Consider the following 19806-nt stretch of genomic DNA (forward strand, 5'->3'; position numbering starts at 1 on the left):
CACATGGCCAGCCTAATGAGCGCCGCCGACGCTAGGCTCGTGCCATGACCTCGACTCCCGACGCCCCCGAACACGACGGCAGCGACCTCGCCGAGCTGCGCGAGGAGATCGACGCCCTCAAGGCCATCCCGCACGAGGAGATCGTCAACCCGCTCCCGAAGAACCTCGAGGACCGCGAACCCGAGGCCGAGCCGACCGACGCGATCGGCTCGGAGCGGTGGGACGACACGGAGCCGCGGCGCTCCGGCAGCTGATCCGAACGGTCGCCCCGACGCCGGCTGACGTTCCCTGAATCGGGAATGGGATGTCGGAACCTGAGGTTATGGTGAGAGCTTGCCATCCTCGGGTGGCACTTCGCTGTCCATCCGAGCCTCGAGGAGACGACCTATGGCCGCCATCGATACGACCCCCGGAACGGGCAGCATCTCCGCTGTCCCCCGCGCCACCGCGCCGGGCGCCACACCCAAGCTCGGTCCCCGTGAGAGCCGCGTCATCTGGCTGCTCCTCGCCGCCGCATTCGTCGCGATCCTCAACGAGACCACGATGGGCGTCGCGATCCCGCACCTCATCACCGACCTCGGCATCACGGCGCTGGCCGCTCAGTGGCTGACGACCGCCTTCATGCTGACCATGGCCGTGGTCATCCCGATCACCGGCTTCCTGCTGCGCCGATTCACCACGCGAACGATGTTCGTCGCCGCGATGGGGCTGTTCTCGACGGGAACGCTCCTCGCGTTCCTGTCGCCGGGCTTCCCGATGCTGCTCGTCGCGCGCGTCGTGCAGGCGTCGGGCACCGCCATCATGATGCCGCTGCTCATGACGACCCTCATGACCGTCGTGCCGGCGGCCATCCGCGGCCGCATGATGGGCCGCGTCAGCATCGTGATCTCGCTCGCTCCGGCGATCGGCCCGACCCTCGCGGGCGCCATCCTCAACAACTTCGAGTGGCGCTGGATCTTCGGCATCGTGCTGCCCATCGCGATCGTCGCCCTCGTCGTCGGTGCGCGCTGGATCCACAACCTCGGCGAGACGACGCACGCTCGCATCGACATCCTCTCGGTCATCCTCTCGGCGCTCGGCTTCGGTGGCCTGGTCTTCGGTCTCAGCCAGCTGGGCGCCGGTGGTCACGGCACTGGAGCGGATGCCGCGGCCGCGAGCGCCGCCTCGACCACGACGCTCGTCGTGTCGCTGTCGGTGGGCGTCGTCGCGCTGGGCCTGTTCGGCTGGCGCCAGCTCGTGCTGCAGCGCAAGGACGACGCGCTGCTCGACCTGCGCGTGTTCCGCAGCGCGAACTTCTCGCTGTCGATCGGCCAGATGGCGATCATGTCGATGGCGTTCTTCGGCGCCATCACCGTGGTTCCGCTCTACGTCCAGGACGTGTTGCAGGTCGACCCGCTCACCACGGGCCTCGTGGTGCTGCCGGGAGCGATCGCGATGGGTCTCGCCGGCCCGTTCATCGGTCGCATCTACGACCGCTGGGGCACGACGGTGCTGCTGGTGCCCGGCGCCGTGATCACGAGCGCGATGCTGTGGTTCTACACGAGCTTCGGCTCCGCGACGCCGGTGTGGCTGGTCGCGGTGGCGCAGACGGTGCTGTCGATCGGCCTGGCGCTGTCGTTCACGCCGCTCTTCACGGCGTCGCTCGCGTCGCTGCAGCCGAAGTTCTACTCGTACGGCTCGGCGGTCGTCGGCACCGTGCAGCAGGTCGCGGGTGCCGCCGGCATCGCGCTGATGTTCGGCGTGATGGCCGCAGCGACCGCCGGCGCGACATCGTCGGGTGCCGATGAGATCGCCGCGGGCGCGGCCGGAACGCACGCCGCGTTCCTCACCGCCGCGTTCCTGTCGCTGCCGCTGCTCGTCGGCGCATTCCTCATCCGCAAGCCGGCCGACCAGCCGATGGGCGCGCCCATGGGGCACTGATCGCGCAGCCGCGCCGTTCCCGGTATCAGGCGGACGCCCCACCCCTCGACAGGGGGTGGGGCGTCCGCCATTCTGGTTGCGCCCGAATCCGACGGGAAGGCCCGACAATGATCGTCAGCACTCCAGACCTCGACGGCGCCGCCGGCCATGTCGCCGACATGTACGACAGCGACCTGAGCGGCGACGGCTTCGTCTTCGCATACACCCGGGCGATGGCGGTGAACCCCGAGGCGCACCAGGCCTTCGAGACCCTGATACGGGCGATCGTGCCGTCGATCGGCCTGCGCACCTACGAACTCGCTACGCTCGGCGCGGCGCGCGCGATCGGCTCGGAGCACTGCCTCCTCGCGCACGGGCGCAGGAGTCTGCGTGCCGGCCTGTTCGACGAGGACCAGCTGGCGCAGCTCGCGCGCGACGGCGTCGGGGCCGACCTCGACGAGCGAGACCGTGCCGTGGTCGCCTACTCCGAGAAGCTGTCGACGGATGCCGCGGCCATGACAGACGCCGACTCCGGCCGCCTGCGCGAGGTGGGGTTCACGGACCGCGAGATCGTCGACATCACTCTCGCCGCGGCCGCGCGCAACTTCTTCAGCCGGGCGCTGCTTGCTCTGGCCGTTCCGGTCGACGACGTGCCGGGGCTCACCTCGGAGCTCATCGCGGCGTTGCGATCACCGGGCGACGCTGCGCGCGTCAGTGGTGGATGACCGCCTTCAGCAGGATGAGCACTCCGCCGAACGCGGCGGTGACCACGGCGCTGACGATGCGCGGCAGCCAGTGTGTGCTCCAGCGCGCCACGGCGATCCACCCCAGTGCTCCGAGGAGCACGGTGTTGACGATGAGCGCCACCCAGAGGGCGAGGCTGTCGTCGATCACCCGTGTCGCTCCGAGGAGCAGGATGATGAGCGGAGGCACCGCGGCGAGGAGCATGCCGCCCGATTGATGGGCAGAGGCGCGAAGGCTTGCGCGCAGCCCGGCCTTCCCGTCCGTGGCGGCCAGGCGACCGAGCGTGCCGGCGAAGACGTGGGCGGCGAAGAACACGACCACCGTGACACCGACGGTGATCAGGGCGTCGACGGCCGTGCCGGTCGAGGATCCGCTGACGACGATCATGCCCGAGACCAGGATCAGTCCGTAGATCGCCTCCTCCGACATGAGGATGCGACCCACGCGCGGCGTGATCTGGAGCTGTTCGTCGGTCATCGACGGCGCGTCGCGGTGTTCGGGAGCGTCAGGTCAGTCGATGCTGCAGCTGCCGCCGCCGCAGCACGAGCCCGCGGAGTCGACGACGGTGAGGAGGTTCTTGTCGTCGGGAACCGGCGCGAGCGTGACAGGGGCCGGCTGCTGCGAAGTCGTCATGCCGTCCATGCTACCCAGGTCCGCGGACCACGAGGGCGCTCCGCGGCGCGATGTCAGAGCGGCGCTCCGCCGTTCTGACAGGTGGGGCAGTACTGCGCGGCCGTGCCGGAGAACGTGAGATCGAGGATCGTGTCGCCGCAGACCGGGCATGCTTCACCGCTGCGCCCGTGCACGCGCATGGCGGCGACCTTCTGCGCCTTCAACTGGTCGATCGGCACTCCGCTCCGAGCGGCGATGGCGTCTCGGACCGTCGTCACCGTCGCCTCGAACAGGCGATCGGTCGCCGCCGCGTCGAGGGCCGCGGCGTGCGTCACCGGCGACTGGCGGGCGACATGGAGGATCTCGTCGGAGTAGGCATTGCCGATGCCCACGAGCGACTCCTGCTCTTGGAGGATGGCCTTGACCTGCTTCCGGCGCCCGCCGAGTGCAGCGTCGAACTGGGCGCGGGTGAAGGCGGGGTCAGCCGGATCGGGGCCGAGCTTCGCGATCGCGGGGACCTCGTCGGCGCGGTCGACAACGAACAGGCCGAGTGACACCCAGGATCCGGCATCCGTCACCTGCAGCGAGACGTCGCCCGACAGATCGAGCGTGGCGAGGGCCGGCGGCGCCTCGGCCGGCAGGTCGGCGCCCTCTGAGTCTGTGCGGAGCCAGCGCATCCACCCGTGACGGCCGAGCGACACCACGAGACTCTTCTCCTCGAGGAGGAGTTCGACATGCTTGCCATGACGCACCGCACCGGTGATGCTGCGTCCGGCGATGCCGGCGGGCGGCGCGTTGCGCGTCTTGACCGTGCGGAACTCCAGCACATCGACGGCGCGGATCTCACGACCGGATGCCTCGTCGGCGAGGAACCGCGCGAGAGCCTCGACCTCTGGCGACTCAGGCATGGCCCCATCCTGCCACCGGCCGCCGACACGACGATGGCCTCACGCGTGCGCGGGCGGGCGGTGCGGGATCGGATCGGGCTTGAGCGCGCCGAGACTGCGGCACTGCTCCAGCATCTGCACGGCGGCGAGGAAGAGCATCTCCAGCGACGCGAACCGGGCGGTGCCGCAGCCGACCGACACCCAGACGGCTTCGTAGATGCCGTCGTCGCGCAGCTCCACATATGCGACCAGGCTGGACGGATCGCCGCGGTCGATCGCCTGGTCGCGCAGCCGCCACGCGCGATCGGCGAGAGGGGTCAGCACGAGCTGGTGGACGTCGTCGCGCATGTTCGCCTCTGCGCTCTCACTCATGCCTGTCCGCCGGCATGGGTCCCCACCAGGGGTGCTCGAGCCAGGGGCGCTCACGGCGCCGCTCGGCGGCGTCGCCGCGCGCCGAGCGCTCGCTCGGCCCGGTTGCGCGGGACGACTCCGGCGCCGATGGCTCGTCCGGCGTCGGCCTCTGCACGACGTCCTCGTCGGCGATGGGTTCCGGCATCGTCATCCTCCTGCGCTCTGAGGATGCGGCCTCGCGGCATCCAGGGCAAAGGGGTTGACAGCGGACCTGCGAGCCGTCCGCGTGCCCTTTCCGAAGGCAGTCCGACGAGGCGAACGCGGTCAGGCGGCGGGCTGCGCCACCTCCGGTCGTTCCCGCGGCTGCGGGGGCGGGCCCTCGCCCGACGCCCCGAGCAGACGGACGTCCGCGAGGTCGAGGACGAGTCCGCCGTTGGAACTGGCGGCGGCCGCCAGGCTCGCGAGGAGAGCGTGATCGATCGCCGGTTCTTCGATCGTCTCGAACACGAAGCGCAGCGGGATGGACGGCTCCAGCCACACTGACGAACGGCCACTGCCGTCGGGGTGTCGCCAGGTCAGCATGAAGCTCTCGTTGCGGCGCAGCTTGGTAGCGACGACGAGTTTGACGTGTGCGAGGAGATGCTCCGGCATGTGGACCGGATCGCCCTCGGCACCGTAGATCAGTTCAGCCATGGTGCTGTTCCTTCCGAAGGCCTGCGCTCCATAATAGTTCGTCATCGAACTATTCGACGATGAGAGTTCTGCCATCGAGTGTTTCATTCACGTGAATTTCATGGTGCAATAGGTTCCCTGCGCCGCGGTGACGCACAGGGCAGAGAGGGGCCAGGTCGTGGTAGATCACACGGGGGCATCCGCATCGACGGAGGGCAGCCGACCTGATGTCGCCGGCATCCTCGAGCATCTCCGTCTTGCCGAGGCGAAGCTCAATCGCCAGCGCGAACAGCAGAGCGGGATGACCGAGACCGATCGCGCCGCGATGCGGTATCTGCTTGAGCGCCGAGATTCCGAAGAGGTCACGCCCGGAAGGATCGCGCGCGCGCTGCATCTGTCGCCCGCCTCCGGGACTGCTCTCATCGATCGCCTGGTGGCCCGCGGACTCGTGGTCGTGCACGGTCACCCTCATGACCGCCGCAAGAAGCTCGTGCGGCCGCTCGACAGTGACATCGACCTCGACCACCTGGATCCGCTCACGATGCGGCTGCGCTCGATCGCTGCGAAACTCACATCCGGCGACGCGCGGATCGTCGCGACGTTCCTCGAGGACGTGCTCGCATCCGTCACGCACGCGACCGCGCCCTCGCACTGATCGCCCGGCCGCCGATACCTGTCGGCCCCGCACAAGGCATCGAGGGCTTCGCCGCGAGGGATGCCGAGATTCGACCGTAGGCTGAGGCCGATGCGCGACTTCGTCAGAGGGGTGGCCCTCCTGGGCCGTGGCTTCGCCACGTGGCGGCGCCGTCCCGGCCTCATGATGCTGGGGCTGTTGCCCGCCGCGATCGTCGGCGCCCTGTTCCTGGCGGGCCTGATCGCACTCAGCGCCTCGCTGCCCGGGCTCACGGACGCCATGACGCCCTTCGCCGACGGCTGGCCCAGCCTGTGGGCGACGGTCTTCCGCATCGCCGTCGGCACGGCGCTTCTCGGGGCGGCGCTCGTGCTGGTCGTCGTCACGTTCACCGCCGTCACGCTGCTCGTCGGCGACCCGTTCTACGAGCGCATCTGGAGGGCCGTGGAGACGGATGCCGGAGCCGCCCCTCCCGATGCCCGCTACGGATTCTGGCGCTCGGTCGCCGACGGGCTGTCGCTCATCGGCCGCGGGCTGGGGGTCGCCCTCCTCGCCGCGCTCATCGGGCTCGTGCCGGTGGTGGGCGGCGCGCTGAGCGCCGTGTTCGGCGTGACCCTCACCGGTTGGCTGGTGGCCGACGAGCTGACGTCACGGGCGTTCACGGCGCGGGGCATGGCCCGGCCTGCGCGGCGGCAGCTGATGCGCCGCCACCGCGCTCGCGTGCTGGGCTTCGGCGTCGCCACGCAGCTCACGTTCCTGGTGCCGCTCGGCGCCGTGGCCACGATGCCCGCCGCCGTGGCAGGTGCGGCGCTGCTGGCGCGATCGATGCTCGACCCGAGCCCCTCGCAGGCGGCGCCGCGCGGCTCGGACAACGAGCTCGGCATCCGTCCCGCCTGATCGCGGATCGAAGGCCACCGCGAGATCGCGCGCATCCACAGTCGCCACCCATCTGCGCGGTGCTAGCTTGGCTGCGCACGACGAGTGGAGGACCACGTGGGCGACGACCCTGATCTCGGGCTCGTGCTCGGCGGCGGCGGCGCTTTCGGCGCCGCGCACGTGGGCGTCCTGCAGGTCCTGGCCGAGCGAGGCATCCAGCCGGGGATCGTCACGGGAACCAGCTCGGGCGCCCTGGTCGGCGCCGCCTACGGCGCCGGCGTCGAGCTGGACGCCCTCGACCGCGCCACACGGGGATTCCGCTGGGGCGCGATCGCACGCTGGTCGCTGGCTCCGCGGTGGGGCCTGCTCGACACGACCGCCATCGTCGACGCCGTCTCGCGGACACTCGGCGCGGACCCCCTCATCGAGAATCTGCCGCGTCGCTTCGCGGCGTTCGCCACCGACCTCCGCACCCGGCGCGGCGTGATCCTCGACAGTGGTCCGCTGAGCCTCGCGCTGCGGGCGACGGTCGCCGTCCCGGGCCTGCTCCCGCCGGTACGTCGGGGCCGCGAGCTGCTGGCCGACGGCGGGATGATCGACAACGTGCCGGTCGCGGCCGCCCGCGCGCTCGGCGCGTCCCGCGTCATCGTGGTGCGACTGCACGCGAAGTGGGAGAACGTGCGAATGATGCGCACCGTCACCCGCACGACGGAACTCGTCGAGGACCCGTCGGTCGTGCTCGTCCAGCCCGAGATGGAAGGCATGGCGCAGTGGACGATGTCCGACGTGCCGCGCCTCATCGCCGAGGGGCGCCGTGCCGCGACATCGGCGCTGGATGACGCGCAGTGGGGCCGCCCGAGCGTCGCGGCGTCAGAGGACAGGCGGCCGGAGAGCGGCTGATCGCGAGACGGCGCAGCGGCGGAGTCGCTCACATCCGCGCAAAGCGGGCACGGGCGAAGCAGAACAGGCCGTAGATGATCAGCCCCGCCGCGACCACCCAGAGGATCAGCGGCCCGAACGGCAGCTCGGCAAGCGTATGGAGGGCGCCATCCAGTCCCCCGGCCTTCTCGGGGTCATGGGTGAACGCCGCGACGACGAAGAGCGCTCCGGTGACGGCGACCGCGACGCCCTTCGCGACATAGCCCACGACGCCGAACGTCACGATCCCCGTGCGGACGGCACCGGCCGGAAGGTCCAGGTTCTTCTCGAAGGCCCGGGTGAACCCGCGGACGACGAAGGCGATGCCGATGGCGAGCACGATGAGTCCGATCAGCACGAGCAGGATCAGGCCGCCGGTACTGGCCATCAGCTGCGCGCTGAGGCTCTGCGACGACTGCGAGGAGTCGGACTGGCCGCCCAGCGCGTACACGAGCGCAGTGAAGGCGATCGCGAGGTAGACCACCGCGGTGCCGGCGAACTTCACCCGATGACCCCACTTCTTCTTGGCGTCGGCGTCCCGCGCAAGAAAGGCCTCCGCGATCTGCCACGCGGCGAGCGCCACGAGCCCGACCACGATCGCCCAGAGGAGCACCGTGCCGGCAGGAGAATCCCGGATCGTCTGCATCGCCCCACCCTGGTCCGCCTCGCCCCCGCCGCCCATCGCGACCGAGATCGCGATGACGCCGATCACGATGTGCAGCACGCCGAGCACGACGTAGCCGATGCGGGCGATCGTGCGGAAGACGGGCGATTCCGTCGCGGTGCGCGCCGCGTTCTTGGCCGTGGTCATGGCCGAAGCGTATCCAGGTGCCGGCACCCGGCGGAGGGGGTTGCAATCGGGCGGGATCCAGGCATCACACCGCCACGCGCGTGGATGGTGTCGCCCGGCGGATCCGGTAGGCCTGGACGGCACTCCACACCAGCGTCGCCACAGCGGCGCCCTCCAGCATTCCGGCGATGACGTCGCTCAGCCAGTGCGCGTGCAGATAGGTCCGGCTCCACATCATGTAGAGCACCCAGAACGCGCCGAGGAGCCATACGTACCAGCGCCGCAGCAGCAGCCCGAGGGTGACCGCGATCGTCGTCGCGACGGCGGTATGACCGGAGGGGAACGACGTGGCGACGCTCTCGGCGAGCGAGTCCTCGGGCCGCACGCGCGCGATGACGGCGGCCATGGGCGCGCCGATCGCGACGACCACGATGATGGCGCTCGCGAGCGTCACGGCATCCCATCGTCTTCTCTGCCACACGAAGATCGCCACGAGGAGGATGCCGATCACGATGACTCCGATCGTGCCACCGACGACGGCGGGCACCCATGCCGCGATGATGCCGACCTCACCGAGGGTCGCCAGCATGACGTCGTGCCACCACAGGTCGGCCGGGAGCGGTTCGTGCCCCCCGAGCGCCACGACGAAGCGCAGCACCACGAAGGCGACCGTCGCGACCACCCCCACGACGAGGACGACGGCCCGGTGGGGTTCCGGGTGCGGAAGACGCTCGACGGACGTGGACGCGTATGGCGCCGCCGTCCCCTGACCCTCGTCGTCGCTCACCTGCCCATTGTCGGTGCGTCAGGCGACTTCGCCGTCGCTCTTGCCCCTGGGCACCGGCCGGTGTAGCGCGGGGACCGCCCATTGACGCCGATCACTGCCACTGCTCTGATGAGCGCATGGAGGAGATCGTCGACGTCGACTACCTGGTGGTCGGCGCGGGAGCGATGGGAATGGCGTTCGTGGACGCCCTCACCGCCCACGCCGACGTCTCGGTGGCGATCGTCGACCGTCGCCACGGCGCGGGCGGCCACTGGCTCGATGCCTACGGGTTCGTGCGGCTGCATCAGGCCTCGGCCTTCTACGGGGTCGCCTCGACACTGCTGGGCGGCGGACGTGTGCAGTCCGATGGCCCCGAGCGCGGGCTGCACGAACGAGCGCGCGCAGCCGAGGTCACGGAGTACTACGCCCGCGTCCTGACCCGTCTCACGGGGACCGGGCAGGTCGTGTTCCACGGGCGCTCCGAGTACCTGGGAGAGCGCAGGTTCGCATCGCTGCTGAGCGGACGGCGATTCCGCGCGCCCCGGGCGCGGGTGGTGGATGCCGCGTACCTGTCGCCCGACATCCCGTTCCTCACGCCCCCGCCGTTCGCCGTCGCGGATGGCGCCCACGTCATCGCCGTGAACGACCTGGTCCGGATCTCGCATGCCCCCGAGCGCTACGTCATCGTCGGGGCGGGCAAGACCGCCACCGACACGTGCGTGTGGCTGCTGCAGAACGGCGTGTCACCGAACGAGATCACCTGGGTGCGACCGCGCGATGCGTGGCTGCTCAACCGCGCGGTCGTGCAGCCGGATCCCGCGGTCTTCCTGGGCATGGCCGCCGACACGATGGCCGCCGCGGCGGAAGCCACCAGCCCCGACGACGTGTTCCTCCGGATGGAGGATGCCGGGATCATGCTCCGCATCGACGCGACGGTGACGCCGACGATGGCCAAGACCCCCACTCTCGCGACGTGGGAGCTCGACCTCGTCCGGACGATCGACGACGTCGTCCGCCGCGGTCACCTGCGCGCCATCGGTCCAGGACGCCTGCGCTTCGCCGACGGCGACGTGCGGGTCCCCGCCGACACGCTCGTGGTGCACTGCGCGGCCGAGGGCCTCAAATACCCGGGTCTGCGGTCGATCTGGACCGCGGAGGCGATCACCCCGCAGCCGGTCCGGGTGGGGTTCCCGTGCTTCGGGGCCGCGCTCGCCGGCTACGTCGAGGCCACGCGCGACGACGACGACGAGAAGAACCGCGTGTGCAGGCCGTCGCCGTACGCGAACACGCCCACGGATTGGACGACGATGCAGGTGATCGGCGGCGATGCGTCGCTCGCGATGACGAGGGAGACCGACCTGCGGGAGTGGTCGAACGCCACGACGCTCAACCCTGCCCGCATCCCTGCCGACCTCGCCGGCGATCCGTCCGTCCTCGCGGCGCGCGACCGCCTGAAGCAGAACATCGCCGCCGGACGGGCACGTCTCGCGGCGCTCGCGAGCGTGAGGTGAGGCCACCGCCCGGCGGTCAGTCGAAGACCGGGGTCTGGAAGCGTCGCTCGTAGCGGCGGATGCACTGCGTGTCGCGCGCGAACTGGAAGGCCGCCAGGCATTCCGGATCGGTGCGGGAGGCGATGCGATAGGCCTCGTAGTCCGCCATCGACGGGAAGGTGAACAGCGCGAAGGCCTCGTCGCTGTCCCCCTCGCTGGGCAGGAAGTAGCCGTGGTGGGTGCCGCCGAGCCCGTTGACCAGCCGGATCCACTCGCGGCCGTACTGCGTGAACTCCTCGAGCTTGTCGGGGTCGATCTCGTAGCGCAGGTGGATGGTGATCATGGTGCTCCGTTCATCGGTCGAGCCGGCGGGGCTGCGAGCGGGTCGTCTCCGATTGTCGCCGACCTCCGCGCGGCCGCCTGCGGATCCGCGCCGCCTGCCGCACTGCTGGCCGGATCACGTGCACGTTTGGCAGCAGTCGGACGTCCGCCCGGCGGCGGTCCGGATGCCGGCACGCCCGTATCCTGAAGGCGCAGGCAACGGAAGGCTCGCTGTGAACATCACTCACCTGGAACGGTTCGTCACCGTCGTCGCCGAAGACCTGCACTTCCCGCGTGCTGCCGATCGCCTCGGCATCCCGCTCGCGTCTCTGTACTCGTCGATCGACAAGCTCGAGGCGGAGGTCGGGCACCCGCTCGTCACCCGCAGCAAGCCCACCTGGACCCTGACGCCGGCGGGGGTGCTGCTGCTCGAGGAGGCGAAGCGCCGGATCGCCGAGGCCCCCGCCGCCGCGCCGAAGCCGAAGGTGCCCGCCGGCGGCAAGGCGAAGGCCTCGAAGGGCAAGGGTCGGGCTCCGGCGGTGAAGGGGCAGCCGAAGCCGTTCAAGAAGCGTCAGGGCCGCTAGCTCGACGCTTCTGTCGGCGCGAGCGCGCTGCGGAACGGCTCAGTCCCAGTCGAGGTAGTCCTCGATGGGCCACGCGGTCGCACCGACGTGGGTCACCGGGAACAGGTGCCCGGCTCCCTCGACGCGCGTGACGCTCACCCGATCGGGCGCGGACGCCTGCAGCTCTTCGCCGTTCGACGGAGGGGTCATGCGGTCCTCGGTGCCCTGCACGACCAGCACCGGCACGGCCGGCGCCAGAGAGGACCATTCGAGCTCGGGCGTCGCCTCCAGCGCCGCCCGCTGCATCGACTCGACCTCGGCGTCGCGCGCCTGCGCCGGGATCTCCGACACGTCCGAGCTCAGCTCATCGGTCGCCACCGCACCCTCGACCCCGAGCAGCAGCACGCCGTTGACGCGTCCCGGGTGATCGAGCGACACCGCCCGCGCGACGGAGCCGCCGAAGGCGTGACCGCCGACCCAGGCGCTCGCCAGTCCGAGGTGCTCCATCACGTCGACGACGTCCTGCGCCAGGTCGTGCATCGAGACCACCTGGTCGACGGCAGCACGCGGATGACGGGGGCCGATGCGGACGACGTGGAAGTCCTCTTCCGCGAGGGCATGCGTCAGCGGGCCGAGGTAACTGATGTTCAAGCCGCGCCCGGGTATGAGCACGAGCGCCGGGCCGTCGGCCCGTTCGTCGACGTACGGGATCGCGCGGCCGTCGGGCTCGAAGATCTGGGTTTCAGCCAAGGTTTCTGGGTCCTCTCGCGTGCACGTTTGGGGAGTAGCCCGCGCCCGGCCGGACGCGGTGGGGGCGTCAGACGTTGAACCGGAACTCGACGACGTCGCCGTCCTGCATGACGTAGTCCTTGCCCTCGAGGCGGGCCTTGCCCTTCGCACGCGCCTCGACGATCGATCCGGTCGCCACGAGATCGTCGAACGAGATGACCTCGGCCTTGATGAAGCCCTTCTCGAAGTCGGTGTGGATCACGCCGGCGGCCTGCGGTGCCTTCCAGCCCTTGCCGATCGTCCAGGCCCGGGCTTCTTTCGGGCCCGCCGTGAGGTAGGTCTGCAGCCCGAGCGTGTCGAAGCCGATGCGGGCAAGCTGGTCGAGACCGGACTCGTCCTGGCCGGTCGAGGCGAGCAGCTCGGCGGCGTCCTCGGGGTCGAGGTCGATGAGCTCGGACTCGATCTTCGCGTCCAGGAACACGGCATGGGCCGGCGCGACCAGGGCCTCGAGCTCGGCCTTGCGCGCGGCATCCGTCAGCACCGCCTCGTCGACGTTGAAGACGAAGATGAACGGCTTCGCCGTCAAGAGGCCCAGCTCCTTGATCGGCGCGAGGTCGATGCCCGACGCCGACAGCAGCACGCCGCGCTCGAGGGCGTCCTTCGCCTCGACGGCGGTGGCGAGCACCGACGGGTCGAGCTTGCGGCCCTTGACCTCCTTCTCGTACCGCGTGATCGCGCGGTCGAGCGTCTCGAGGTCGGCGAGCTGCAGCTCGGCGTTGATCGTCTCCATGTCGCTCCTGGGGTTGACCGTGCCCTCGACGTGGACGACGTCGTCGTCGTCGAAGCCGCGCACCACCTGGGCGATCGCGTCCGCCTCCCGGATGTTCGCGAGGAACTTGTTGCCCAGCCCCTCGCCTTCCGAAGCGCCGCGCACGATGCCGGCGATGTCGACGAACGACACCGCGGCGGGCAGGATGCGCTCGGAGTGGAAGATCTCCGCCAGCGTGTCGAGTCGCGGGTCGGGCAGGTTGACGACGCCGATGTTGGGCTCGATCGTCGCGAACGGGTAGTTCGCCGCGAGCACCTGGTTCTTGGTCAGGGCGTTGAAGAGGGTCGACTTGCCGACGTTCGGGAGACCGACGATTCCGATGGTGAGAGCCACGGGCATCCAGTCTACGTTGACGCGTGCCGGAGGCCCGCGCCGCTGCGCTCCTGCCGGGCGTCAGTCGGGGTCGATGCGCCACCGCATCAGGCCGTTGCCCGAGCACCGGCGCGCCGCGATACTGAACCCGTGGACGAGTGCTGTGCGCCGCACGCACCGGACGGATTCGATCGCGAGTTCAACGCCCGGTTCGCGCGCCGCCTCGCGCAGCGGTACCGGCGCGAGGGGCTCACGCCGAGCGCGCGGCTGGTGCTCGAGTTCGCCGCCTCGCTGGGTCTCGACGGTGCGTCGCTGCTCGAGATCGGTGGTGGCATCGGCGATATCCAGCTCGAGGCGCTCAAGCGGGGCGCGTCGCACACCACCAATGTCGAGCTCTCGTCCGCGTACGAGCCCGAAGCCGCGCGACTCCTCGACGAGGCGGGGTTGCGCGCTCGCGTGACGAGGACGCTGGGGGTCGACCTCGCCAGCGCCCCCGAGGCCGTCGAGCCGGCCGACATCGTGGTGCTGCATCGTGTCGTCTGCTGCTACCCGGACTACGAACGGCTGCTCGGCGCCGCGGCCGGACGCGGAAGGCGCGCCGTGGTGTTCAGCCACCCGACGCACAGCCTCTTCGCCCGTCTGGCGGCTCGCACGATCAACGCCGTGTACGCGCTCACGGGGAATCCGTACCGCGCCTTCGCCCACGCCCCGGATGCGATGGTCGACGTGCTGCGCCGACGCGGCTTCGAACCGCGGTACCGCGGCCGCAGCGGTCCGTGGCACGTCGTCGGCGCGGTACGCACCTAGCGGCCTGCGCGTCGACGCTTCGAGCGCCGCGCCCGGCGCGATGCCTCAGCGACGGATGCCGCGGTACGCGTGCGTGACGTACGGCAGGTCGACGACCTCGGTGCCGGTGGCGTCCGTGATGCGGCGCTCGTCGAACAGCGGGCCCACTGCGGTGAGGATCGCGCTCCGGTCGGCGTCGGAGGCGGTGATGACGTAGCTTCGCGATGCCACCATGTCCAGCAGTGCCGCCCGCGTGAGTGAGCGGGTCCAGTGCCACGACCGCGCCTCGAGTACGTCGAAGGGCGCGGCGACCTGCGGGCCCTCGCCCGACAGCATCTCCTCGGCGTGGCTGCCATGCATGGCGGCGGTGAGCCGCCCCACCCACGGGTCGGACTCGTCGCGGATGTTCCAGACGAGCCCGAGGACTCCACCGGCGCGCAGTACGCGCCCGACCTCCGCCGAGGCGGCGACGGGCTCGACCCAGTGCCACGCCTGTCCGAGCAGCACCGCGTCGACGGACGCGTCGGGAAGCGGCATCCGCTCGCCCGTTCCCACGAAGGTGGGGACGCCGTGCACGTGTGCGCGCAGCGCGGCGAGCATGTCGGGGTCGGGATCGATCGCGACGACCTCGGCGCCGGCCTCCACGATGGTGCGGGTCAGCTTGCCGGTGCCCGCGCCCACGTCGGCGACGCGGAGCGCGCGTCCGGGCTCGCGCACGGGCGCCAGCATCCAGTCCACCGCCTCGCGCGGGTAGTCCGGCCTGCCTGACTCGTAGACTCCGGCGGCGGACCCGAACGACAGCGACATCTCCTCGCGACTGGCCATGCTCCGACCCTACGACGACGCCCTCGTGCGGCGCGCCTTCCGCCGGTGCGGCCCAGGCCGGGTGAGTCTGGGGACGTGCCACTGGATTTCACCGCGATCGACTTCGAGACGGCGAACTCCAGCAACGCGTCAGCCTGCGCGGTCGGTCTCGTGCGGGTGCGCGACGGCCGGATCGTCGAGAAGACCGGCTGGCTCATCCGTCCGCCGGCGGGGCACGACGTGTTCTTCGAGCTGAACGTGCGCATCCACGGCATCCAGCCCGAGGACGTCGCCGACGCCGCCACCTGGAGCCGGCAGCTCGCCGACATCGTCGCCTTCGCCGGCGACGACATCCTCGTCGCGCACAACGCGGGCTTCGACATGGCCGTGCTCAAGCGCGCGTGCGACGCGACGGGCGACGACTGCCCGGCCTACCGCTACGCGTGCAGCCTCCAGGTCGCGCGCAAGGTGTACCGGCTCGAGTCGTACCGGCTGCCGTTCGTCGCCGCAGAGGCCGGCTTCGCCGACTTCCCCCATCACAACGCGACCGCCGACGCGCTGGCCTGCGCCCACGTGATGATCGACGCCGCACGCCGGGTGGGCGCGACTGACATCGAAGCCCTCACAGAGGCCGTCGGCGTGCGTGTGTCGCAGATCGCGATCGCCGCCGCACCCGCGATCTCGTTCGCCGTCGCCTAGGGCCGTCTCGTCCCCGTCGGCCGCGCCGCCGCGCGGCACGGCCGCCATGTCGGAGGCATCCCCCACTCTGGAGACATGGACGCAGTCGTGATCGGTGTGGTGGTGATCGCCTGCATCGTCGTGGGCGCCGTGGCGGGGTGGGCGGCGGGACTCGCACGCGGAGCGTCGCGCGCGGCCCGCGAGCAGGCCGATCTCACGGCACGCCTCGCGGGCTCAGAGGCGGCACGACAGGGGGTCCAGGCCCAGCTCGAGCACCAGCAGCTGCTCTACCGTGAACTCGCGAGCCAGGCCCGCCACGACCAGGCCGCGCGCGAGGAGCGCGAACGGCGCGAGCAGTCGGTGCTGCGCGCCCTCGCTCCCGTGCAAGAGACGCTGGCCGCGATGCACACCAAGGTCGACGACCTCGAACGGGATCGGCACCTCCAGTTCGGCACGCTCGCCGAGCAGCTGCGGCGCGCGCACGAGTCCGACGAGGCACTGCGCGCGACCACCGAGTCGCTCGCGAGCGCTCTGCGCTCCGGCAGCACGCGCGGCGTCTGGGGCGAGACGCAGCTGCGGCGGGTCGTCGAGGCCGCCGGGCTCACCCGGCACGTCGACTTCGATCTGCAGACCTCGATCACGACGGATGCCGGAGCCGGCCGCCCCGACATGGTCATCCGCCTCCCCGGCGACAAGGCCATCGCCGTCGACGCCAAGGTGCCGCTCGACGCCTTCCTCGAGGCGAGTGCGATCCCGCTGACGGCCCAGGGCGCCGAGGCGGCACGACGTCGCACCCTGCTCGACAAGCACGTCAAGGCGGTGCGCGCCCACGTCGACGCGCTGGCCCGCAAGACCTATTGGGCCGGCCTGTCCTCCAGCCCCGAGTTCGTGGTGTGCTTCCTTCCCAGCGAGTCGCTGCTCGCGGCCGCGCTCGAAGAGGACGCCTCGCTGCTCGACTACGCGTTCGGCAAGCGCGTCGCGCTGGCCTCGCCGGTGAACCTCTGGGCCGTCCTCAAGACCGTCGCGTACACGTGGACCCAGCAGGATGTGACGCAGGAGGCGCGGGTCCTCTTCGACCTCGGCAACCAGCTGTACGAGCGGCTGGGGTCGCTCGCCTCGCACGCCGACGACCTGCGCCGCGCGATCGAGCGGACCGTCGACAGCTACAACCGTTTCGCGGGATCGCTCGAGACGCGCGTGCTGGTGAGCGCGCGCAAATTCCCCGGTATCGACGCGACCAAGCTCGACGCGGTGAGCGAACCGGCCACGATCGACAAGACGCCGCGCCGGCTCACGGCGACGGAGCTGCTCGACGAGACGCTCGCCGGCATCGACGACCCTCCGCCGGCGACCACGGATGCCGCAGTGACCGCGGAACTGGGCGAGGTGCGCGCGCGCATCGCGGCGCCGAACGAATGAGGCGCGAGCTGCCGCTTGCGCTCTGCGGCGCGGCCGCGGGCTGCGGACTCAGGCGCCGCCGGGGACGAAGCTCAGCAGCACGATGACCGCGGCCGAGACGCCGACGAACGCGCCGACCATCCACCAGGCGCTGATCTCGTGACCTTCGTCGCGCCGCACCCGCAGCAGTACATCGGGTCGGCGTGCCGGATCGATCGCGTTGGCGACCACCGCGTGTGCGCCCGTCTGGGGCGACGACGGATCGGCGGACTGCACAGACATCGTCAACTCCTCGCTTCGGGAACACCGTCGTGTCGCCATCGACACCACAGTCGATTCTGCCAGAGTCGCCCCGCGACGGCGGTCACGAAACAGTCACAGGCGCATCATCTGCCGCACCTGTCACACCGGCACCGCGTGAGGCGTCACAACCACTTCGATACGAGGTGCTCCGACGAGATGCGGCGGAGCGTGCCGGACGCGCCTCGGAGCACGACGCTCTCGGTGTAGACGTATCCGCCTTCGCGGCGGACGCCCGCGACCAAGGCGCCGTCGGTGACTCCGGTCGCCACGAAGATCGTGTTGTTCCCCTTGACGAGTTCGTCCGCCTCGTAGACGTAGCCGTCGAGCTGCAGACCGGCGTCGACGCCCCGCTGCTTCTCGTCGTCGTCGCGCGGCCACAGTCGGCCCTGGATGTGCCCGCCGAGCGCCTTGATCGCGCACGCAGTGACGATGCCCTCCGGGCTTCCTCCGACACCGACGCACATGTCGGTGCGGGCGTTGTGACGGGCGGCGTTGATGCCGCCGGCGACGTCGCCGTCGCTCATCAGGCGCGTGCCCGCCCCTGCCTCGCGGATCTCCTCGATGAGGCGCTCGTGACGCGGGCGGTGCAGCACCGACACCACCAGCTCGTCGACGGGCTTGTCGAGGGCCTTCGCGAGCAGGCGGATGTTCTCGCCGATCGGCAGGCGGATGTCGACGACGCCCACACCGGCGGGTCCGGTGACGAGCTTGTCCATGTAGAAGACGCTGGAGGCGTCGAGCATGGTGCCGTGGTCCGAGACCGCGATCACCGAGAGGGCGTTGTTGCGCCCCGCGGCCGTCAGCGAGGTGCCGTCGATCGGGTCGACCGCGACGTCTGCCTGCGGACCGCGGCCGTTGCCGACGCGCTCGCCGTTGTAGAGCATGGGCGCTTCGTCCTTCTCGCCCTCGCCGATGACGATCGTCCCGTCGAAGTTCACCGTGGTGAAGAAGGCACGCATCGCGTCGACCGCCGCGCCGTCGGCCGCCTCCTTGGCGCCGCGGCCGATGAACGGCACCGCGCGGATCGCCGCCGCTTCCGTCGCCCGCACGAGTTCCAGTGCGAGGTTGCGATCGGGGTGGAGAGGACTCATATCCGCGGTAAGGCTGACCATGCGGTCAGCCTAGCCAGCCTCTCGCCCGATTCACGGGAATTTCACTCAACGGCAAGCGAAGGAATCGCGTTTCTTTGCGATATCGCAGGGACGGGTGTTTCCCACGGCAGCGGGGGCCACCGGCATCCGTGCGCTCTCCGGGGCTTGGGTAGAGTTTGCGTTACGCCCGCAGGGATCAACGGCCCTGAGCCGACACCCCTTCAGACCCGTGAAGATCTAGGAGCACCCATGCCCGTCGCCACCCCGGAACAGTACGCCGACATGCTGGACCGCGCGAAGGCCGGTGGCTTCGCGTATCCCGCCATCAACGCCGCCAGCTCGCAGTCGGTCAACGCCGTCCTGCAGGGCCTCACCGAAGCAGGCTCCGACGGCATCCTGCAGGTGACCACGGGCGGCGCCGACTACTTCGCCGGCCACACCGTGAAGGCCCGCGCGACCGGCGCACTCGCCTTCGCCGCCTACGTCCACGAGGTCGCCAAGAGCTACCCGATCACCGTCGCCCTCCACACCGACCACTGCCCGAAGCCGGCGCTCGAGGACTTCGTGCTGCCCCTCATCAAGGCCTCGGAGCAGGTCGTCGCCGACGGCGGCAACCCCATCTTCCAGTCGCACATGTGGGATGGCTCGGCTGTTCCGCTCGCCGAGAACATCGAGATCGCGAAGGAGCTCCTCCCCCGCCTCAAGGCGATCAACGCCATCCTCGAGGTCGAGATCGGCGTCGTCGGCGGCGAAGAGGACGGTGTCCAGCACGAGGGCTCGAACGAGGCCCTCTACACGACGACCGCTGACGTCTCGCAGGTCGTGGAAGCACTCGGCCTCGGCGAACAGGGCCGCTGGATCGCCGCCCTCACCTTCGGCAACGTGCACGGCGTCTACAAGCCCGGCAACGTGAAGCTGCGCCCCGAGCTCCTCGGCGAGATCCAGGAGGGAATCGCCGCGCAGTTCGGCACCGGTCCCAAGCCGCTCGACCTCGTCTTCCACGGCGGCAGCGGCTCGACCGACGAAGAGATCGCCACGGCGGTCGCGAACGGCGTCGTGAAGATGAACATCGACACCGACACGCAATACGCCTTCACGCGGTCCGTCGCCGGCTTCATGTTCAAGAACTACGACGGCGTGCTGAAGGTCGACGGCGAGGTGGGCAACAAGAAGGCCTACGACCCGCGCGCCTGGGGCAAGATCGCCGAGTCGGCGATGGCCGCACGCGTGGTCGAGGCGACACAGCAGCTGGGTTCCGCCGGCAAGAGCCTCGCCGCCTGACGGCTTCTGTTCGGGAGCCACGCGCCCCCAACACCTCGGATGCCTCGGCACCGGTCCTGCGAAGGACTCGGCGTC

The 19806-nt window shown here is 70.5% G+C and carries 26 protein-coding genes; 12 read left to right on the top strand and 14 right to left on the bottom strand.

Annotated elements, in window-relative coordinates; all coding sequences use genetic code 11:
• Positions 1 to 44 precede the first annotated feature (44 nt).
• From ACI3KX_RS10475 to ACI3KX_RS10485, 3 genes are all read left to right on the top strand, one after another.
• The gene (locus tag ACI3KX_RS10475) at positions 45 to 254 is read left to right on the top strand and encodes a hypothetical protein (RefSeq protein ID WP_308869513.1); all 210 of its coding nucleotides are present in this window, start codon (positions 45 to 47) and stop codon (positions 252 to 254) included.
• A 133-nt stretch (positions 255 to 387) separates the two neighbouring features.
• Positions 388 to 1920, top strand: coding sequence for a DHA2 family efflux MFS transporter permease subunit (locus ACI3KX_RS10480; protein WP_363352879.1), 1533 nt, complete (start codon positions 388 to 390; stop codon positions 1918 to 1920).
• A gap of 107 nt (positions 1921 to 2027) precedes the next feature.
• Positions 2028 to 2624, top strand: coding sequence for a carboxymuconolactone decarboxylase family protein (locus ACI3KX_RS10485; protein WP_363352881.1), 597 nt, complete (start codon positions 2028 to 2030; stop codon positions 2622 to 2624).
• Here the strand turns inward: ACI3KX_RS10485 and ACI3KX_RS10490 are convergent.
• From ACI3KX_RS10490 to ACI3KX_RS10515, 6 genes are all read right to left on the bottom strand, one after another.
• Positions 2611 to 3120 (bottom strand): hypothetical protein, encoded by a 510-nt coding sequence (locus ACI3KX_RS10490; protein ID WP_349427900.1) that lies wholly within the window; start codon positions 3118 to 3120, stop codon positions 2611 to 2613. The genes ACI3KX_RS10485 and ACI3KX_RS10490 overlap by 14 nt on opposite strands.
• Before the next feature lie 33 nt (positions 3121 to 3153).
• On the bottom strand, positions 3154 to 3276 hold the full coding sequence (locus tag ACI3KX_RS10495) for a hypothetical protein (RefSeq protein ID WP_363352883.1): 123 nt from the start codon (positions 3274 to 3276) through the stop codon (positions 3154 to 3156).
• Positions 3277 to 3329: 53 nt separating this feature from the next.
• Positions 3330 to 4163 carry a DNA-formamidopyrimidine glycosylase family protein gene (locus tag ACI3KX_RS10500; protein ID WP_404909667.1) on the bottom strand — a complete coding sequence of 278 codons (834 nt, stop codon included), beginning with the start codon at positions 4161 to 4163 and terminating at the stop codon, positions 3330 to 3332.
• A gap of 39 nt (positions 4164 to 4202) precedes the next feature.
• Positions 4203 to 4514 (bottom strand): hypothetical protein, encoded by a 312-nt coding sequence (locus tag ACI3KX_RS10505; RefSeq protein WP_363352887.1) that lies wholly within the window; start codon positions 4512 to 4514, stop codon positions 4203 to 4205.
• A complete protein-coding gene (locus tag ACI3KX_RS10510) occupies positions 4507 to 4698 on the bottom strand; it encodes a hypothetical protein (RefSeq protein WP_349427904.1) in 192 nt (63 codons plus the stop codon). Before ACI3KX_RS10510 ends, ACI3KX_RS10505 begins: the two co-directional genes overlap by 8 nt.
• Before the next feature lie 119 nt (positions 4699 to 4817).
• A complete protein-coding gene (locus ACI3KX_RS10515; RefSeq protein ID WP_363352889.1) occupies positions 4818 to 5186 on the bottom strand; it encodes a hypothetical protein in 369 nt (122 codons plus the stop codon).
• A gap of 157 nt (positions 5187 to 5343) precedes the next feature.
• Between ACI3KX_RS10515 and ACI3KX_RS10520 the strand changes: the two genes are divergently transcribed.
• From ACI3KX_RS10520 to ACI3KX_RS10530, 3 genes are all read left to right on the top strand, one after another.
• Complete coding sequence (locus ACI3KX_RS10520) at positions 5344 to 5820, top strand: helix-turn-helix domain-containing protein (protein ID WP_363352891.1); 477 nt, start codon at positions 5344 to 5346, stop codon at positions 5818 to 5820.
• Between the two features lie 90 nt (positions 5821 to 5910).
• Positions 5911 to 6693 carry an EI24 domain-containing protein gene (locus ACI3KX_RS10525; protein ID WP_404909668.1) on the top strand — a complete coding sequence of 261 codons (783 nt, stop codon included), beginning with the start codon at positions 5911 to 5913 and terminating at the stop codon, positions 6691 to 6693.
• A 96-nt stretch (positions 6694 to 6789) separates the two neighbouring features.
• Entirely contained in the window at positions 6790 to 7572 is a 783-nt protein-coding gene (locus tag ACI3KX_RS10530; RefSeq protein ID WP_404909669.1) for a patatin-like phospholipase family protein, read from the top strand.
• Between the two features lie 28 nt (positions 7573 to 7600).
• Here ACI3KX_RS10530 and ACI3KX_RS10535 read toward each other — a convergent pair whose 3' ends face one another.
• Together ACI3KX_RS10535 and ACI3KX_RS10540 are read right to left on the bottom strand one after the other, a co-directional pair.
• The gene (locus tag ACI3KX_RS10535) at positions 7601 to 8401 is read right to left on the bottom strand and encodes a DUF1206 domain-containing protein (protein ID WP_404909670.1); all 801 of its coding nucleotides are present in this window, start codon (positions 8399 to 8401) and stop codon (positions 7601 to 7603) included.
• Positions 8402 to 8465: 64 nt separating this feature from the next.
• Positions 8466 to 9167, bottom strand: a complete 702-nt coding sequence (locus tag ACI3KX_RS10540; protein ID WP_349427910.1) for a phosphatase PAP2 family protein — start codon at positions 9165 to 9167, stop codon at positions 8466 to 8468.
• Between the two features lie 116 nt (positions 9168 to 9283).
• Here ACI3KX_RS10540 and ACI3KX_RS10545 point away from each other — a divergent pair, with 116 nt between their 5' ends.
• Entirely contained in the window at positions 9284 to 10657 is a 1374-nt protein-coding gene (locus ACI3KX_RS10545; protein WP_349427911.1) for an NAD(P)-binding protein, read from the top strand.
• A 16-nt stretch (positions 10658 to 10673) separates the two neighbouring features.
• Here ACI3KX_RS10545 and ACI3KX_RS10550 read toward each other — a convergent pair whose 3' ends face one another.
• On the bottom strand, positions 10674 to 10979 hold the full coding sequence (locus tag ACI3KX_RS10550; protein WP_404909671.1) for an NIPSNAP family protein: 306 nt from the start codon (positions 10977 to 10979) through the stop codon (positions 10674 to 10676).
• Between the two features lie 211 nt (positions 10980 to 11190).
• Between ACI3KX_RS10550 and ACI3KX_RS10555 the strand changes: the two genes are divergently transcribed.
• Positions 11191 to 11541 carry a LysR family transcriptional regulator gene (locus tag ACI3KX_RS10555; RefSeq protein WP_349427913.1) on the top strand — a complete coding sequence of 117 codons (351 nt, stop codon included), beginning with the start codon at positions 11191 to 11193 and terminating at the stop codon, positions 11539 to 11541.
• A gap of 39 nt (positions 11542 to 11580) precedes the next feature.
• Here the strand turns inward: ACI3KX_RS10555 and ACI3KX_RS10560 are convergent, their stop codons facing one another.
• Positions 11581 to 12270 carry an alpha/beta fold hydrolase gene (locus tag ACI3KX_RS10560; RefSeq protein ID WP_404909672.1) on the bottom strand — a complete coding sequence of 230 codons (690 nt, stop codon included), beginning with the start codon at positions 12268 to 12270 and terminating at the stop codon, positions 11581 to 11583.
• A 67-nt stretch (positions 12271 to 12337) separates the two neighbouring features.
• Positions 12338 to 13411 carry a redox-regulated ATPase YchF gene (gene ychF / locus ACI3KX_RS10565; RefSeq protein WP_404909673.1) on the bottom strand — a complete coding sequence of 358 codons (1074 nt, stop codon included), beginning with the start codon at positions 13409 to 13411 and terminating at the stop codon, positions 12338 to 12340.
• A 129-nt stretch (positions 13412 to 13540) separates the two neighbouring features.
• On the opposite strand from ychF, the gene ACI3KX_RS10570 reads away from it, so the two are divergent.
• Complete coding sequence (locus ACI3KX_RS10570; protein ID WP_404909674.1) at positions 13541 to 14197, top strand: SAM-dependent methyltransferase; 657 nt, start codon at positions 13541 to 13543, stop codon at positions 14195 to 14197.
• A gap of 45 nt (positions 14198 to 14242) precedes the next feature.
• On the opposite strand, the gene ACI3KX_RS10575 is transcribed toward ACI3KX_RS10570, so the two are convergent.
• Positions 14243 to 15001, bottom strand: a complete 759-nt coding sequence (locus tag ACI3KX_RS10575) for a class I SAM-dependent methyltransferase (protein ID WP_404909675.1) — start codon at positions 14999 to 15001, stop codon at positions 14243 to 14245.
• Positions 15002 to 15076: 75 nt separating this feature from the next.
• Between ACI3KX_RS10575 and ACI3KX_RS10580 the strand changes: the two genes are divergently transcribed.
• Positions 15077 to 15679, top strand: a complete 603-nt coding sequence (locus ACI3KX_RS10580) for a 3'-5' exonuclease (protein ID WP_349427918.1) — start codon at positions 15077 to 15079, stop codon at positions 15677 to 15679.
• A 75-nt stretch (positions 15680 to 15754) separates the two neighbouring features.
• Complete coding sequence (locus ACI3KX_RS10585; RefSeq protein WP_363352906.1) at positions 15755 to 17077, top strand: DNA recombination protein RmuC; 1323 nt, start codon at positions 15755 to 15757, stop codon at positions 17075 to 17077.
• Positions 17078 to 17125: 48 nt separating this feature from the next.
• On the opposite strand, the gene ACI3KX_RS10590 is transcribed toward ACI3KX_RS10585, so the two are convergent.
• Both ACI3KX_RS10590 and glpX read right to left on the bottom strand, forming a co-directional pair.
• Positions 17126 to 17338: a UDP-N-acetylmuramyl pentapeptide phosphotransferase gene (locus ACI3KX_RS10590; protein ID WP_349427920.1), complete on the bottom strand. Its 213-nt coding sequence runs from the start codon at positions 17336 to 17338 to the stop codon at positions 17126 to 17128.
• 143 nt (positions 17339 to 17481) lie between these two features.
• Positions 17482 to 18471, bottom strand: a complete 990-nt coding sequence (glpX, locus tag ACI3KX_RS10595) for a class II fructose-bisphosphatase (RefSeq protein ID WP_308869542.1) — start codon at positions 18469 to 18471, stop codon at positions 17482 to 17484.
• 228 nt (positions 18472 to 18699) lie between these two features.
• Here glpX and fbaA point away from each other — a divergent pair, with 228 nt between their 5' ends.
• Complete coding sequence (fbaA, locus tag ACI3KX_RS10600; protein ID WP_349427921.1) at positions 18700 to 19731, top strand: class II fructose-bisphosphate aldolase; 1032 nt, start codon at positions 18700 to 18702, stop codon at positions 19729 to 19731.
• Positions 19732 to 19806 lie beyond the last annotated feature (75 nt).

Origin of the sequence: Microbacterium sp. ZW CA_36 (assembly GCF_044987475.1) — a bacterium.
In the GTDB taxonomy this organism is placed as follows: Bacteria; Actinomycetota; Actinomycetes; order Actinomycetales; family Microbacteriaceae; genus Microbacterium.

Excerpts from the sequence above, each read along its gene's own strand:
- ACI3KX_RS10475 (WP_308869513.1), top strand. The coding sequence starts at position 45 with ATGACCTCGACTCCCGACGCCCCCGAACACGACGGCAGCGACCTCGCC.
- ACI3KX_RS10480 (WP_363352879.1), top strand. The coding sequence starts at position 388 with ATGGCCGCCATCGATACGACCCCCGGAACGGGCAGCATCTCCGCTGTC.
- ACI3KX_RS10485 (WP_363352881.1), top strand. The coding sequence starts at position 2,028 with ATGATCGTCAGCACTCCAGACCTCGACGGCGCCGCCGGCCATGTCGCC.
- ACI3KX_RS10490 (WP_349427900.1), bottom strand. The coding sequence starts at position 3,120 with ATGACCGACGAACAGCTCCAGATCACGCCGCGCGTGGGTCGCATCCTC.
- ACI3KX_RS10495 (WP_363352883.1), bottom strand. The coding sequence starts at position 3,276 with ATGACGACTTCGCAGCAGCCGGCCCCTGTCACGCTCGCGCCGGTTCCC.
- ACI3KX_RS10500 (WP_404909667.1), bottom strand. The coding sequence starts at position 4,163 with ATGCCTGAGTCGCCAGAGGTCGAGGCTCTCGCGCGGTTCCTCGCCGAC.
- ACI3KX_RS10505 (WP_363352887.1), bottom strand. The coding sequence starts at position 4,514 with ATGAGTGAGAGCGCAGAGGCGAACATGCGCGACGACGTCCACCAGCTC.
- ACI3KX_RS10510 (WP_349427904.1), bottom strand. The coding sequence starts at position 4,698 with ATGCCGGAACCCATCGCCGACGAGGACGTCGTGCAGAGGCCGACGCCG.
- ACI3KX_RS10515 (WP_363352889.1), bottom strand. The coding sequence starts at position 5,186 with ATGGCTGAACTGATCTACGGTGCCGAGGGCGATCCGGTCCACATGCCG.
- ACI3KX_RS10525 (WP_404909668.1), top strand. The coding sequence starts at position 5,911 with ATGCGCGACTTCGTCAGAGGGGTGGCCCTCCTGGGCCGTGGCTTCGCC.
- ACI3KX_RS10535 (WP_404909670.1), bottom strand. The coding sequence starts at position 8,401 with ATGACCACGGCCAAGAACGCGGCGCGCACCGCGACGGAATCGCCCGTC.
- ACI3KX_RS10545 (WP_349427911.1), top strand. The coding sequence starts at position 9,284 with ATGGAGGAGATCGTCGACGTCGACTACCTGGTGGTCGGCGCGGGAGCG.
- ACI3KX_RS10550 (WP_404909671.1), bottom strand. The coding sequence starts at position 10,979 with ATGATCACCATCCACCTGCGCTACGAGATCGACCCCGACAAGCTCGAG.
- ACI3KX_RS10575 (WP_404909675.1), bottom strand. The coding sequence starts at position 15,001 with ATGGCCAGTCGCGAGGAGATGTCGCTGTCGTTCGGGTCCGCCGCCGGA.
- ACI3KX_RS10585 (WP_363352906.1), top strand. The coding sequence starts at position 15,755 with ATGGACGCAGTCGTGATCGGTGTGGTGGTGATCGCCTGCATCGTCGTG.
- ACI3KX_RS10590 (WP_349427920.1), bottom strand. The coding sequence starts at position 17,338 with ATGTCTGTGCAGTCCGCCGATCCGTCGTCGCCCCAGACGGGCGCACAC.
- glpX (WP_308869542.1), bottom strand. The coding sequence starts at position 18,471 with ATGGTCAGCCTTACCGCGGATATGAGTCCTCTCCACCCCGATCGCAAC.
- fbaA (WP_349427921.1), top strand. The coding sequence starts at position 18,700 with ATGCCCGTCGCCACCCCGGAACAGTACGCCGACATGCTGGACCGCGCG.